The sequence below is a fragment of the Acidobacteriaceae bacterium genome, from assembly GCA_028283655.1.
Lineage (GTDB): Bacteria > Acidobacteriota > Terriglobia > Terriglobales > Acidobacteriaceae > Granulicella.
Genome location: JAPWKE010000003.1, coordinates 1,741,256 through 1,756,584 on the forward strand (window position 1 = coordinate 1,741,256; position 15,329 = coordinate 1,756,584).

Annotated in this window: 13 protein-coding genes and 1 pseudogene; 11 read left to right on the forward strand and 3 right to left on the reverse strand. The window is 56.9% G+C overall.

What is annotated here, in order from left to right; all coding sequences use genetic code 11:
* Positions 1-32: 32 nt before the first annotated feature.
* A complete protein-coding gene (locus PW792_10135) occupies positions 33-686 on the forward strand; it encodes an HXXEE domain-containing protein (protein MDE1162288.1) in 654 nt (217 codons plus the stop codon).
* Positions 687-1,342: 656 nt separating this feature from the next.
* Here PW792_10135 and PW792_10140 read toward each other — a convergent pair.
* From PW792_10140 to PW792_10150, 3 genes and pseudogenes are all read right to left on the reverse strand, one after another.
* On the reverse strand, positions 1,343-1,711 hold the full coding sequence (locus PW792_10140) for a nuclear transport factor 2 family protein (protein MDE1162289.1): 369 nt from the start codon (positions 1,709-1,711) through the stop codon (positions 1,343-1,345).
* A gap of 247 nt (positions 1,712-1,958) precedes the next feature.
* Positions 1,959-2,081, reverse strand: coding sequence for a hypothetical protein (locus tag PW792_10145; GenBank protein MDE1162290.1), 123 nt, complete (start codon positions 2,079-2,081; stop codon positions 1,959-1,961).
* Positions 2,082-2,149: 68 nt separating this feature from the next.
* Positions 2,150-2,260, reverse strand: a pseudogene (locus tag PW792_10150) (2,3-diketo-L-gulonate reductase).
* Between the two features lie 552 nt (positions 2,261-2,812).
* On the opposite strand from PW792_10150, the gene PW792_10155 reads away from it, so the two are divergent.
* From PW792_10155 to PW792_10200, 10 genes are all read left to right on the forward strand, one after another.
* A complete protein-coding gene (locus tag PW792_10155; protein MDE1162291.1) occupies positions 2,813-3,760 on the forward strand; it encodes a Ku protein in 948 nt (315 codons plus the stop codon).
* Positions 3,761-3,763: 3 nt separating this feature from the next.
* Entirely contained in the window at positions 3,764-6,637 is a 2,874-nt protein-coding gene (gene ligD, locus PW792_10160; GenBank protein ID MDE1162292.1) for a DNA ligase D, read from the forward strand.
* A 222-nt stretch (positions 6,638-6,859) separates the two neighbouring features.
* Positions 6,860-7,003, forward strand: a complete 144-nt coding sequence (locus PW792_10165) for a DUF3309 family protein (GenBank protein MDE1162293.1) — start codon at positions 6,860-6,862, stop codon at positions 7,001-7,003.
* Positions 7,004-7,237: 234 nt separating this feature from the next.
* Positions 7,238-8,809, forward strand: coding sequence for a thiamine pyrophosphate-binding protein (locus PW792_10170; protein ID MDE1162294.1), 1,572 nt, complete (start codon positions 7,238-7,240; stop codon positions 8,807-8,809).
* 201 nt (positions 8,810-9,010) lie between these two features.
* Entirely contained in the window at positions 9,011-9,886 is an 876-nt protein-coding gene (locus tag PW792_10175; GenBank protein MDE1162295.1) for an STAS domain-containing protein, read from the forward strand.
* A 2-nt stretch (positions 9,887-9,888) separates the two neighbouring features.
* Positions 9,889-10,287 carry an STAS domain-containing protein gene (locus tag PW792_10180; protein ID MDE1162296.1) on the forward strand — a complete coding sequence of 133 codons (399 nt, stop codon included), beginning with the start codon at positions 9,889-9,891 and terminating at the stop codon, positions 10,285-10,287.
* Positions 10,271-10,672 carry an anti-sigma regulatory factor gene (locus PW792_10185; GenBank protein ID MDE1162297.1) on the forward strand — a complete coding sequence of 134 codons (402 nt, stop codon included), beginning with the start codon at positions 10,271-10,273 and terminating at the stop codon, positions 10,670-10,672. Before PW792_10180 ends, PW792_10185 begins: the two co-directional genes overlap by 17 nt.
* Before the next feature lie 6 nt (positions 10,673-10,678).
* On the forward strand, positions 10,679-11,686 hold the full coding sequence (locus PW792_10190) for a SpoIIE family protein phosphatase (protein ID MDE1162298.1): 1,008 nt from the start codon (positions 10,679-10,681) through the stop codon (positions 11,684-11,686).
* Positions 11,683-13,818: an ATP-binding protein gene (locus tag PW792_10195; protein MDE1162299.1), complete on the forward strand. Its 2,136-nt coding sequence runs from the start codon at positions 11,683-11,685 to the stop codon at positions 13,816-13,818. The genes PW792_10190 and PW792_10195 overlap by 4 nt, the downstream gene beginning before the upstream one ends.
* A complete protein-coding gene (locus tag PW792_10200) occupies positions 13,811-15,265 on the forward strand; it encodes a response regulator (GenBank protein ID MDE1162300.1) in 1,455 nt (484 codons plus the stop codon). Before PW792_10195 ends, PW792_10200 begins: the two co-directional genes overlap by 8 nt.
* Positions 15,266-15,329: the final 64 nt, after the last annotated feature.

The following is a 15,329-nucleotide window of genomic DNA, read 5'->3' on the forward strand; positions in this document are numbered from 1 at the left end:
CGTTGAATTACCCCAGAGGAGGTTTCGCATCTATGAAGTTCTATCGTTTGCACTGGTATCACGTCGGCGGTCTGTTATTCGTCGCGATTGCCTATGGGATGGGCTTTTGGGGAGACAACTTCAACCGGATACAAGTCATCCTTGTGTACAGCTTCATGGCGATGCTGCTGCATCAGTTTGAGGAATACGCGATGCCGGGCGGATTTCCGGGAATCGCCAACATCCTCCTGATGGGCGAGAAGCAGGCGCCGGACCGCTATCCACTCAACGCCAACCAGGTGCTGATCAGTAACGTCTTTTTGACATACCCGTTCTACGTCATCCCGATCTTCTTCCCGCAATTCATCTGGCTGGGCATCATGCAGATAGGCCAGGGGCTGATTCAGGTTCCCCTTCATGGTGTCGTGATGAACGTGAAGATGAAGACTCCCTACAACCCCGGCATGCTCTCCTGCGTGCTCGTACAACTCCCTATAGGGGTTTACTACCTCTGGTATGTGACAGCGCACCATCTTGCGAGCACAACCGATTACGTTCTCGGTTCGATCGCTGCTTTGCTTTCGATCGTGGTCTTGTGGCTGGGGCCCATTGCGCTGCTTCGCAGCCGGGCATCGAAGTATCCCTTTGCTCCGCAGCAAATGTATGGCTACGCAGCAGACAAGGTCAAAGCCACGCTCCGCTCATAAGCGGCAACGACCGACAACCTCATTAGCTTGCGCGGTGACGGACCACCTTCGCGCAAAGGATAACTATGCAGCTTACTGGCAACACGATTTGGTGACGGGGGGACGGCAGCGGAATAGGCATGGGTCTTGCCTTCGCTTTCCACGCTCTCCGCAATCACGTCATCATCGCAGGAAACGCGAGGCTGCACTGCAGCGCGTCACGGAGGCATACTCCGGTATGGAGTATGTCGGCGCCGATCAAAGCGTGGCGTCCGGTGTTGAAGAGCTAGCCTCAGCGGTATCCAAAGCTGAATGTCCTGATTAACAATGCCAGAATGCAGCGCGTGGAAGACCTCACCCACGGGCATACTGCGGATACCGAAGCGACGATTCACACAAACCTGCTCAGTCCCATTCGACTGACTGCGGCGCTCATCCAGCCTCTTCTCGCGCAGCCAAAAGCACCATCATCAATGTCTCGTCCGCACTTGGCATGATGCCTCGCCTAACGCGTCGAAGGCGTGTTGAGCGGCCTTTCTGCGATTAAACGGCGAGGTATGTGCCTACCCCAAGGCGATACGATCAGTAGCAATAAACGCCGCTCTAATCACTGATGGATCGCTGACGACAAGCCAGCTTCTCGGAACTTATCACAGGACTTCCGACAGTTGAGTTCTTTAGTAGTGCTTCACGTCGGGATCGTAAATGGTGGCCTGACGCGCAATCATCATCCAGCTGCCTTCGGTGTACTGCCAGACATTGGTGGAACGGCGATGTAGCAGTTTGCCTTTCTCGGGACCGAATGCTGGCGTATAGGTGTCTTCTCCCATGGTGACAGCGACATTGCCGAAAAATTCGATCTTCTCAATCGTGGTCTTGTAACCGGTCTCATAGTCGAGCTGACCGTTCTTCATCCCTTCGAAAATCTCAGCGCGCGTGAGCACTGTATTGTTGGGGCCATTGACGATCATCTGTGGCGACCACAGCTTTTCAAGGGCGACCTGGTCATGGGTGGCGAGGGCCTTACCGAGTGCTTGGCCGGCCATTCCCAGTTTCCGTTTCGCATCTACATCCTGGGCATGCGCGGCGGAAAGGGGTGCGAGGAGCGAAAGCAGCAAGAGAGCACGAAGAAGCATTGCAAAGACCTCCTGAAACGGGATGGTTCAAGTGTCCATTTACAAGCGTCGAATGTAAAGGTAGTGGATCGAACGTCCGTCCGGGGCGAGACTCAGTCAATTAAGTGACAAGTCCTGATAAACGCCGTTACCGGAGGCTGTTTACCGCCGAACTCACTTACTCCAACCCCACAAACGCAGCCCACGTCGCATCCTCCACCGCCACACCCTCTGCCATCGCTTCCTTGCGCAACCGCAGCGTGCTCTCTCCAGGATACCTCGGCCGCTCACCCTCGCGCAAAGGCCGCGCGCCGCCTCAATCGCCGCCGGGTCTGCCGTCAACTCACCCTCCGCATCCCAGCCGCCGGGGAAAGGCAGTGGCTCGCCGCGCTGCCGATACTTCGCCAGCGTCCCATACGAAAACTGGCTCATCGCAAAATCCAGCACCAGGTGCTCGCCGTTCGAGCGCGGCGCCGCCATCACCAGCGGATTGGGGCCGAGATGGTTATATGGATTCTAGGGGTGCAGGGGTTTCTTGCCCACTGACCATCGCTGGTTAGGGTTAAGACAACAGACAGCGATACTCAATACCTATCTCAACGAACACTTTTCGACATCCACTAGTGCTTCAAATTATTGATTCTAATGGCTATACCCAGATGAGATTCGAACCCACGTACCGCCTCGAAAGAAGCCACGCAAACATTAACTGTAAGAAAAAAATGGCGCGAGAAGCCCCGGAACGGATCTTTGGCATACCAGCAAACGTCTCTCGGGCCCCCATGAGGTTCAGAGAGACCAGAGCCGCTGGACACAATCGCTTCAGCAAGTTTCCGAAGCAAACCACTGGCGGAGACGAATGTGACGCTTCATCGACGTAAACAGCCCCATGTACTCAGTCTCTATCACTCACTCAAACGGCTACAAGAATCGTCGGCAGCCCAAGCGTAAAGCACATCGCAAGCATCCTTCAACACTCTCTGCGCACTCCAACTCCTTGCATGCGTTCTTGCATTTTGAGGTGATACCACGATGGCGCGTCCGTACTGGTCCGGTCAGATTCAAATCTCGCTCGTCAGCTTTGGGGTAAAGCTCTTCGTCGCCACTGAAGCCAGAAGCCAAATTAACTTCCACCAGATCGACCGCAACTCAGGCGAACGGGTGAAGCACCAGAAGGTGTTGGCATCGGCAGTTGAAAGCGATCCAGAGGATGCCGCAGCACCAGTCGAGCACTCGCAGATTCTCAAGGGATACGAGTATTCCAAGGGACAATACGTCACCTTCGAAGCCGAAGAGATTGCGGGGTTGCGCGTGCCCTCCAAGCACACCATGGAGGTCACGCAGTTCGTCAGCGCGAGCGAAATCGATCCCGAGTATTTTGAGAAGCCTTACTTCGTAGTGCCCGAAAATGCTGCACAGAGCGAGGCCTTTGCCACCGTGCGCAAGGCTCTCATCGAAACCAAGAAGCTCGCTCTCAGTAAAGTTGCCTTCGGCGGCCGCGAGCACATCGTCGCGATTGCCCCAGCGGGGTCGGATGCGCACGGCGGCATGATGGCTTATACCCTGCGCTACGCCGCCGAACTGCGTGACTCCACCCAATACTTCCGCGATATTCGGCAACACAAGGTGGAAGCCGATTCGCTGGCTCTGGCCAAGGAACTCATTAGCCGCAAGAGCGGACACTTCCAACCAGATAGCTTTGAGGACGGTTACGAGATTGCGCTCAAGGAAATGGTCGACGCCAAGCTGGCGCATCTGCCGCTCCCCAAGGAAGACGCGCCAGCACCGCAACGCGGCAAGGTCATCAACCTCATGGATGCGCTCAAGCGTTCCGTCGCGAGGCGCAGCACGGAAGAGGACGAGCAGCCTATCCCGGCGAAAACAAAAAAGCCAGCTTTGAAGCTAGTCAAAAACGGTAGCGCCAAGAAGCCCACCACCAAACACGCAGCGAGCAAGCCTACACGGCGGAAATCGGCCTAAGCGATGACCACGAAAAAGGCCACGGCGAAAAAGCATGTCGCGAAGCCAGCGACCGCAAAGAAGTCGACAGCGAAGAAAGCGTCCTCAAAGCCTGCATCGACACCTTCCAGCAAAGTGGACGAGCAGTTAGCGAGCTATCGCTCGATGCGCGATTTCAAGATCACAGACGAACCCAGCGGAAAGACGACCAAATCTTCCGATGCGAAACAACATCCCTTCGTCGTTCAAAAGCACGCGGCCTCACATCTGCATTACGACTTCCGACTTGGATGGAATGGTGTGCTCAGGAGCTGGGCTGTGGCGAAGGGCCCAAGCTACAACGTCAAGGACCGTCGGCTGGCTGTACAGGTAGAAGACCATCCCATGGAGTACGGCGGCTTCGAGGGCATTATCCCCAAAGGCCAATACGGTGGTGGCACGGTGATGCTATGGGATCAGGGCACATGGGAGCCACAGCCCGGCCAGGATGTGGACGAAGGTCTACGCAACGGCTCGCTGAAGTTCATCCTTCGCGGAAAGAAGCTTCTGGGCAAATGGACCCTGGTGCGCATGCACACCGCACCCGGCGATAAGAGTTCGCGTTGGGGATCGAGTTCAAAACCGAACTGGCTGCTGATCAAGGAGCATGACGACTTCGAACGTGGCCCCGAGTCCCCTGCGATCACCGACGAGAAGCCAGACTCCGTCGTCACTGGCCGAACCATGGAGGCAATCGCCGCGCAGGAAGATCACGTGTGGAACTCCAAGGATACGGCTGGCGACGGACAAGCCTGGTATCGGCAAGCAACGCAAGAAAAGTCCGTTCCCCCAAAGACCAAAGCGACTCGGCAGCCCAGCCCAACCAAGAGTCCTGCAAGAACGGCTCGTCCTTCTATGCTCCAAGATCTGCCCCGCGAAGAGCAGCCCAAGTTTCTTTCGCCGCAACTTGCGCAGGAAGCCATCGCACCACCTGAAGGTGCTGAGTGGCTGCACGAGCTCAAACTCGACGGCTACCGTATTCAGGCGCGCAAGTCTGGTGCCTCCGTGACATTACTTACACGCAAGGGACTGGATTGGACTCATCGCATGCGCCCAATCGTGGACGCCCTCGCGCAGTTGCCCGCCGAGCAGGCGACACTTGATGGTGAGGTCTGCGTCGTCGGTGCAGACGGCACCACCAGCTTTGCGGACCTGCAGGCATGGTTCCAAAGCGCCACACCGGCGCCCCTGACCTACTTTGCATTTGACCTGCTCCATCTCGATGGCGGCAACACGCGCCATCTGCCTCTGCTCGAACGCAGATCTTTGCTTACTGATCTGCTATCCAACGTCGTCTCCGAAACCTTGCTGCTCTCCGACCACATCACCGGCAGCGGTGAGCGGTTCTACCAGAGCGCCTGCGAACACCACGCCGAAGGCATCGTATCGAAGCTCGCGAGTTCTCCCTACACCGGCACCCGCAGCACCACGTGGCTGAAGTCCAAATGCCTGCATGAGCAAGAGTTTGTAATAGGTGGCTACACCGACTCCAGCGAAGGCCCCGAGCGCATCGGCTCGCTTCTTCTCGGCGTCTACGAGAACAAGCAACTGCTCTACGCCGGGCGCACGGGAACAGGATTCACTAAAAAGCTCAAACGCAGCCTCTATCAGCAGCTTCACTCCACAGAGCAAAAGCAATTCCCTTTTGCCAAGCGCCCCAGCGACGCCCGTAGCGACGTTCATTGGGTCACCCCGAAGTTCGTCGCGCAAGTTCGCTTCGCCACCTGGACGGCCGACAATCTGGTGCGCCAGGCTGCGTTCCTCGGTCTGCGCGAGGACAAATCACCTGAAGAAGTGCACCGCGAGCAGCCCACCGTCTCCCCTATCCCTAAGCGCGCACGCAAATCAGCGCAGCAGACTGAGACCACCGCTACTCCTGCACGCGGCCGCACCAAAGCGTCGCTTGCGACGGTGCAACCACGGGCGGCAAAGCTCAACCAGGCGAAGCCTCAAGCGCCCCCGCCGAATCCGCTTCCTATTCGGCTTACTCATCCGGAAAAAATAATCGATCCGCAAAGCCAGCTCACCAAGAGCCAGTTGGCCGATTTTTATTGGGCCATCGCGGACCGCATGTTGCCATACGTGGCCGACCGCCCACTCTCGCTAGTACGCTGTCCCGACGGCGCTGGCAAACCGTGCTTCTTCCAGAAACACACAAACCACATGCTGCCGCCGGGCATCGGCTCTGTGATGGTGAAAGACAAAAAGACCGGAAAGCTTGATCCGTACATCACCCTCAATACGCGCGAGGCGCTTGCAGGCCTCGCGCAAATGGGTGTGCTTGAAGTGCATCCGTGGAGCTCGAGCAACAGCGACCTTGAACATCCGAATCGATTGATCCTCGACCTCGACCCGGATGAATCTTTGCCATGGTCAGCCTTGACCGCTGCAGCTACTGACGTCCGTGCGCGGCTAAAGAAACTCGGACTCATTAGCTTCCTGAAGAGCACCGGTGGCAAAGGGTTACATATTGTTGCGCCGATTCAACCAACCATAACCTTTGCCGAAGTCAAAGAAGCCGCTCACCGCATCGTGCTTGCCATGGAACACGATAGCCCGAAACTTTACCTGACACGGATGACCAAAGCCGCCCGCGTCGGCAAAATCTACCTCGACTATCTGCGCAACGAACGTGGCGCCACGGCGGTCGCACCCTTCAGTCCACGTGCACGACTTGGCGTACCAGTTTCCCTGCCTCTGCCTTGGAGCGCGCTCCAGCTTTCGGAACGCCCCATCTTCTCAGTTTCCGATTTTGAGCAATGGAGGCCCAAGCTAAGCTCAGATCCCTGGAAACTAATGGCTTCTACCAGGCAGTCGCTTGATCTGAGTCAACTCAAGTCTCTTTCGAATTCAGGGTGAGGTGGGTCTGCCTGCATTGGCCTACTATGTTGTGGATTCGAGGTTCTACAGGAGCAACGGGCTAATGCTTCATCAAACCAAAGTCTCGGAAGCTCAACATAAGCTGACCAGCCTTCAATTATTTATAAGCATACGGACTCGCCAAGCGAAATTTTGCAAGTACGACCTTCTTGGCTCCTGCAAATCGCATCTGAGTTCTTAGACATTTTAGGGAGACAACAAATGATTATCCTACTTATCGTGCTTATCCTTGTATTTGGCTTTGGCGGCTATCGCATGGGACCTGGTCTCGGTTACTACGGAGGCGGAGGCCTGAGTTTAATCCTTACTATCGTGCTTATTTTGCTTCTCTTAAGAATTTTTTAAACCTCGAACTCATCGCAAGAATCGGTTTCCTTTCACTCGAGCGGGAGTGGATGTCATGCATGACACCCACTCCCGCTCGACATGAAGTATATCTATTCGGCAGACTGCAAACCTTCACGAGACTCAAACGAATCGTCCAGATACTGTGCCAGGCGTGGTAACGCTCAAACACAAGTAGGTGTCCTAGGAAAGATAGGCAGCTTCTCTAGAAGCTATAGCCTGCAGGGAGATTTCATGAACGCCTCGGACATTCTCGTAGAACGCCTTCTCGCTTGGGGCGTAGACACTATTTTTGGCCTACCCGGCGACGGTATTAACGGCGTCATGGAAGCTCTTCGCAAGGCACAAAACAAGATTCGCTTCATCCATGTTCGACATGAAGAGTCTGCAGCATTTATGGCCTGCGCATATGCCAAGTTTACTGGCCGACTAGGTGTTTGCCTCTCGACCTCTGGTCCAGGTGGCATCCACCTACTGAACGGACTTTACGACGCAAAAATGGATCAGCAACCCGTGCTAGCGATTACGGGAATGCAGTTTAACGATGTCACTGGAACCTTTCAGCAGCAGGATGTCGAACTCGACAAAGTCTTCATGGATGTGGCCTGCTACAACAACCGCGTGATGAGCGGCGCACACATGGAATCCGCTGAAAAAGCTTTTGGGGATGGACTCGGAGAAGAAGGTTCGTTATGCAATCGTGGGCGTAGGCGACATCGCACAAGAGGACATGATGCCCGGCGTCGAACACATACGGGAAACTCCACCATCACAGCACTCATCAACTCGGATCCCAAGAAGGCCTCTGAGCTTGGCGAGAAATACGATGTGGCCGCCACATACAGCTATGAAGAGTTTGCACAGGCGCTGCAGTCAGGTACCTTTGATGCAATCTACCTGGCGACTCCAAACTGGCGCCACGCGGAGTTCATCGTGCCGGCTCTGGAAGCAGGCATTCATGTACTCACAGAGAAGCCACTTGAAATATCGACGGCCAAGTGCAAGGAGATTCTCGCAGCGGAGAAGGCTTCGACCGCAAAGCTCATGGTGGCGTATCGCCTACACTTCGAGCCAGCCACGCTGGACACCATCGAGAAGGTTCGTTCCGGTAAACTCGGGCGTGTTCATCTCTTCTCCTCGAACTTTGCGCAGCTCGTCGACCCCAAAAACCACCGTGCTCACTCTGGCAATCTAGCGGGGCCCGTGCTCGACATGGGACCGTATCCGGTGAACGCTGCTCGCTACATCTTTGGCGACGAACCGACGGAGGTTGTGTCCGCCGCAGGCACGAAGCACCCAGAATCCGGAATCGATCAGGACTTCGCAGACACCGTCGCCGTTACGCTGCGATTCCCCGGCGAGCGACTTGCTCAGTTCAATGTCTCGTACTTCGGTAACCCCATCAATACCCTTCTAGCCGTGGGCGAGAAAGGCAGCGTACAACTGGATCCGGCTTACGTGTTCGGCAAGGGTTTGGAGCAGACGGTCACCATCGGCGAAGAGAAGACATCTCAGACCTTCAAGAACACCGATCATTTCGGCGGAGAAATGAAGTACTTCTCCGATTGCATTCTGAACGACGTCTCTCCCGAGCCCGATGGCGAAGAGGGATTCGCAGATGTGCGTGTACTCGAGGGGATTCTCGAAGTGCTCAAGACCGGCCAGTCTCTGAAGCTCGAACCGTTCTCCCGTTCAAAGCGCATCGACATCGCAGCGCAGAAAGTGATGCTCGCAGCCATTTCTACTCCGGAATTGGTCGACGCAAAGAATCCCGGCAAAGGCGTCGAGAAGCAGCCGAAAAACTAGGGCAATCCCGCTAATCTGATGCCGTTCGGGCCACGGCCTTGAGCGGCATTTCTTTTCGCCCGCTGCTTTATTGCGAGATGAAACCAAAGGATCTTCCTGTCCGATTTCCGCTCGCAGATGTGTGCATCGGCTCGCCCCAATTCGGCTAAATCATTGATAGGCTAGAATCATAGCCTCGATAACCGAAGGCAAGGCGGATACATGAGCGCGTTTCAGGAAGTAATCGAAAGCAACTCCTCCACAATTCTCACGGGCTGGCTGAGTGAGATGGCGAACAGCACGCGTCGCAGTGATTTAATGAGCGACGTCGAACTCAAGCAGCAAGCAGCTGAACTCCTGCGACTCGTCATCGATGCCTCGCAGATCAATGCAGACGTGCAATCGTCGGACTTCCTCACGACCCGCGAGTTTCTTGACGACGTGGCGAAGAGCCGCATGGAGCAGGGCTTCACTCCGGCCGAGACCGCGATGTTCGTCCTCTCGATGAAGCAGCCCATCTTCAACGCTCTCAGCGAGAAGCTGAAGGGCAAGCCAGAGCAGTTGATCCAAGAGATTTGGACCGCCGGCAACCTCATCGACAAGCTCTCCATGCTGACCGTCTCCACCGCCGTCGCATTCCGCGAAGCCACCATCCAGCGCCAGCAGGAAGAGATGCTCGAGCTCTCCACCCCGGTCGTGAAGCTCTGGGACGGCGTACTCGCACTGCCGCTCATCGGCACACTCGATAGCGCACGCACCCAGGTTGTGATGGAGTCGCTACTCACCGCGATCGTCGAGACAAACAGCCAGGTCGCGATCATTGACATCACCGGCGTGCCGACCGTCGACACCCTCGTCGCGCAGCACCTGATCAAGACAATCACCGCAGCTCGACTGATGGGCGCCGATTGCTACCTGAGCGGCATTCGCCCGGCGATTGCTCAGACGATCGTCCATCTCGGCATTGAACTGAGCGACATTCAGACCAAAGCGAAGCTTGCAGACGCATTTGCAATCGCACTCGCTCGCCTGGGCAAGACCGTCGTGAACGTCAAGACCCCGACGTCGAACACAACCACAAAGCAGAAGGAATTCTAAGCATGGATCGCATTCCTATCCTCAAGGTAGGCGACTGCCTTTTGGTCACGATTCAGGTGGACATGCATGACGAGCTAGCTATGTCCCTGCAGCAGGACCTCACCGCTCAGATCGCACGCTACGCGTCGCGCGGCGTCCTGATCGATATCTCCTCGCTGGAGATCGTCGATTCGTTCATCGGCCGCATGCTGGCCAACATCGCTGCGATGTCCCGTGTACTGGATGCGCAGACGGTGCTGACGGGCATGCAGCCCGCAGTCGCCATCACCCTCGTCGAGCTGGGTATGTCTCTTCCCGGAATCAAGACCGCTTTGAACGTTGAGCGCGGCATGGAACTTCTCCGCGAGTACATGAACCAGGACCAGCCTGAAGCGGAAGATACGGATGCCACTGAAGAGTGACAAGTTCCCCATTGCATCCTCTGACGATGTTGTCCGCGTTCGTCAGGTGGCTCGCCAATGGACAGCAGAGCTGAAGTTCAGCCTGGTGGACCAGACGAAGTTCGTCACGGCCACCAGCGAACTTGCGCGCAACACGCTCGAGCACGGCAAAGGCGGTTACATGCTCGCCGAAATGCTCGAAAATGGCATTCGTAAAGGGATCAAGCTTACCTTCGTGGATGAAGGCCCCGGCATTGCCAACATGGAGCTCGCTCTCCGTGACGGCTACACCACCGGCGGCGGCATGGGGCTGGGATTGAGCGGCAGCAAAAGGCTTGTGAACGAGTTTGATATTAAAAGCGAGCCGGGACGGGGTACTACCGTGACGATTATTCGCTGGAAGTAGTGACCTTTGCATTTGATTCATAAGTCCGTTGCGATCACCGATCGTAGTTCTATCGGCGAAGCTCGCCGTGCTGCGCTTTCCGCGGCACTGAGCCTTGGCTTCAGCGAAGAGCGTCGCAGCGATATCGGCATCGTAGCTACAGAAGCCGCGACCAATATCCTCATGCATGCGAGCTCTGGCGAGATCGTTCTCTGCCCTTTTTCTCTAGGTGAGACGACCTGGCTGGATATGTTCGCCCTTGATTCAGGCCCCGGCATCACCGATATTGGCATGGCGATGGAGGATGGTTTTTCCTCCATTGGCACAGCAGGACAAGGGCTCGGCGCGATCGCGCGGATCGCCAACGAGAGTTCCCTGCACTCCATGCCGGGCAAAGGTACCGCCTACTGGAGCCGCTTCAGCAAAGGCCGCGCCGTGCCGGAGATGGCACTCGGAATCCTGAATATTCCCGTACAAGGCGAAGTGGTCTGCGGAGACAGCTTCTATCTAAATCTCGGCGAGACGTCCTCCACCTACATGGTTGTCGACGGTCTGGGCCACGGCGCAGGCGCGACCGAGGCCGCGAGCGAAGCGGTCACCACCGTGACACGTTATGCGGAAGAGCCGCTCGCTCCAATCGTGGAACGGACACATGATGCCCTCAAGAAGACCCGTGGTGCCGCAATGTCCATTGCACGCGTGGATCACGATCGCCTCACGCTCGCCTACGCAGGCGTCGGCAACATCAGCGGCATCCTCGTGAGCGGAACGCAATCGCGCTCCACCGTTTCGCAGAACGGTACACTGGGCGCAGTACTTCCGCGCAGTGTTCAGGAATACAACTACCCTGTAGATCGCAATACCCTGCTCATCATGTACTCTGACGGCCTCAACACGAAGCTCAGTCTTAGCAGCTATCCCGGCCTGCAGAACCGGCACCCCGCACTCATCGCGGCCGTTCTGTATCGCGACTTCAGCCGCAAGCGCGACGACGCCACCGTCCTTGTCGCACCGCTGGGAGCGTCCGTCGCATGACGAATCTTATCCAAACGATTCCTTTGGTAAACGAGCGCGACGTCGTCAGCGCACGTCAGCGCGGGCGCTCGATCGCAGAGCTGCTCGGCTTCGATCATCATGATCAGATACGCATCGCGACCGCCGTCTCGGAGATAGCGCGCAACGCATTCCGCTACGCTCGCGGCGGAGCCGTAGCCTTTAGCGTAGATCCCTTCCAGCGCATCTTCCGCGTGACCGTCACGGATACCGGCGGCGGCATTCCGCATCTCGATTCCGTTCTCGGCGGCTCCTATCGCTCGTCGACCGGCATGGGTATGGGCATCCTAGGCACCAAGCGTCTGATGGATGAGTTCACCATCTCACCCACGCCCAGTGGAACCACGGTGGTTTTCGGCAAGGCGCTTCCCCTCACCTTACCCATCCTCGACGAGGCTCGACTCAAACGTCTCTCCACCGATCTTGCCCGCCAGCATCCCGTCACTCCGCTGGACGAGTTGCAGACGCAGAACCGAGAGCTCCTCAAGACGCTGAATGAACTGCGCGAGCGCAAGGAAGAGCTCGTGCTCATCAACAGCGAGCTCGAAGACACCAACCGCGGCGTCGTCGCTCTTTATGCAGAACTCGACGAACGCGCGGATTATTTGCGTCGCGCCTCGGAGTTGAAAAGCAGTTTCCTCTCAAACATGTCGCATGAGTTCCGCACGCCGTTGAACTCCATGCTCGCGCTGACGCGCATGCTGCTTGACTGCATGGATGGCGAACTCAATTCGGAGCAAGAGCAGCAGGTCCGCTTCATCCAGAAGTCCGCCAAAGAACTCTCCGAGATGGTCGACGACCTGCTGGATATCGCCAAGGTTGAAGCAGGAAGGCTGGAAGTGAAAGCACGCAGCTTTGACGTACCGGACCTCTTCGGCGCGCTGCGCGGCATGCTCAAACCGCTACTCGCGGATAGCTCGCTGAATCTGGTCTTCGAAGTAAGCGAAGACCTTCCCGAGATGTTTACCGATGAGCAGAAGGTCTCGCAGGTCCTGCGCAACTTCATCTCGAACGCTATCAAATTCACTCCACGCGGCGAGGTTCGCGTCACCGCTCGCTCTCTCGGTTCTTTCGTTGAATTTGCGGTCAGCGACACCGGCATCGGCATCTCCGAATCGGATCAGCGCGTGATCTTCGAAGAGTTCGCGCAGATTGAAAGTTCCATGCAGCGACGCGTGAAAGGCACGGGCCTCGGCCTGCCGCTTTCGCGCAAGCTGGCCGAACTCCTCGGCGGTGCAGTGGAAGTCCGCAGCACCGTTGGCGAAGGCTCTACCTTCGCCTTGAGCATCCCTGCGAAGTACGAGAGTTCAGCTCCGCTCGCGGAGTCCTCCTGGCCGGAGTTCGATCCTGCGCAAAAAGTTATTCTCATCCTTGAGGACAACAGCGAAACGGCCTTCATCTACCGCCGCTATCTCGAGGCGGCAGGATTCCAGACCCATCTCGTGGCCGCCATCTCCGAAGCTCGCAAGTTCCTCACGCGAGTGCGCCCGGATGCGATCATCCTCGACCTCCTCCTGCGCGGCGAAACGTCCTGGGACTTCCTTCGCGAGCTGAAATCTGTTGAAAACCCCATCCCCGTACTCGTCATGAGCGTGACCGATGACGAACGCAAGATCTTCGGTCTTGGCGCGGACGATTACCTCACCAAGCCTTTCCAGCCCGAGGCGATGGTCGATTCGATCGTCAAACTCACCTCTCAGATCGAGCGCGTGCGCGTGCTGATGATCGACGATAACGAAGTCTCACGCTATCTACTCCGCGGCCACATCCCCGAAGCGGGGTACGAAGTGTTCGAAGCTCGTGAGGGCCGCGAAGGAATCAAAATGGCACACGAACTGAAGCCTGCGATCATCTTCCTCGATTACTACATGCCCGACCTCAACGGGCTCGAGGTGCTGAAAGATCTTCGTAGCACGCCGGAACTCCGCGAGATTCCGGTCGTTCTCCACTCCACCAAGGCGCTCGATGCAGAGGAGCTGGCCTTCTTCCGGGAGAATACGATTGCAATTTTCCCGAAGCAGTCCCTAACTTTGCCTGATTCTGCGCTGCGCGTACGTGAACTTCTGCTCACACTTGCATCTCATGTAAGCAGGAACACTATTGCCCATGCCTGAAACCTCCGCCGCGCGCATTCTCATAATCGACGACCAGGAAGCCACTCGCTACATATTGCGTCGTATCCTTGCGCGCGCGGGCTACGAGGTCATCGAAGCATGCACGGGCGCTGAAGGTCTCGAAGCAGCGATGGCCTTCCCCGACGTTATCCTTGCCGACGTCAAACTTCCCGATATGCTCGGCTACGAAGTCAGCCGCCGACTGCGCGCCAACCCCGCAACCGTCAGCATCCCGATCGTGCAGATCTCAGCTTCGTTCACAACGGACGAGAGCCGCGTTCAGGCGCTTGAAGGCGGTGCCGACACCTATCTCACGCAGCCTGTGGAACCCGCAGTTTTGCTCGCGCAGGTCAGTGCCCTGCTTCGCCTGCGCCGTGCGGAATCGCTCTCAAGCCTTGCGGCTCGCGAATGGCAAGCCACCTTTGACGCGATGAGTGAAGGCCTCGCACTGGTCGATTCAACCGGCATCCTTATGCGCGCCAATCGCGCGTTCCTCGAACTCCTGCATTTCGTTCCCTCCGAAATTGAAGGCAGAGCGATTGCAGAGGTCTTCGAATCTCGCTTCAGCATCTCGTTCGCCGAATTCCTTACTCGCAGCGCCTCGAGTTCTGTAGAGCTTTCGAGCGGCACCTGCTGGCTTCGCCTCAGCTACGACCGCCTGCAAGGGGACCCACGGAATGAGACGGGCTCTGTCCTGCTGCTCGCCGACATTACGGATTACAAGAAGCTTCAGGAGACCGTACGGCACAGCGAACGCCTCGCTGCGACCGGCCGACTGGCGCACATCATCGCGCACGAGATCAACAATCCTCTCGAAGCGCTTTCCAACCTGCTGTACCTGGTGCAGAACAACACACCGACCACCAACCCATCTTACGAATTCGTGGAACAGGCCTCGGCAGAGTTGAAACGAATCAGCGAGATCACCAAGCAGATACTCGCCTATCATCGTGAGTCCAAACGCCCTATCCCCACCCCAGCGAACGAACTGCTTGAGGGGACAGTGGCCATGTTCCGCGCGCAGATGCTCAGCAACCGAATCAAACTGCTCTCCGAAATCCGTTGCACGGCCATGGTCTCTGTACATCCGGGTGAAATTCGCCAAGTCTTCGGAAACCTCATCTCCAATTCTCTGGATGCGATGGGCACGCACGATGGCCATTTGCGCATTCGCTGCGCGAACGCGTCTGACACGCAGTCGGGCGCTCGTGGAGTACGCTTCACCTTCAGTGACAACGGCGCAGGAATCCCGCCGAATGTTCTCCCTCGAATCTTTGAGGCCTTTTACACGACGAAGGATTTGGAAGGCTCAGGAATCGGGCTTTGGCTCAGCTCCGAAATCCTCGAAAAGCACCACGGCCACATGAAGATCCGCACCCGCACGGAGGGCCCGTATCGCGGCACCCTCTTCTCTATTTTTATCCCGATGTCTGGATCCCTGCCCTAGAGACAACTCTTGGTTTCGATTGCGCTGTTAACGACAAATCATTGAGTCACAACAGATCCGCAGC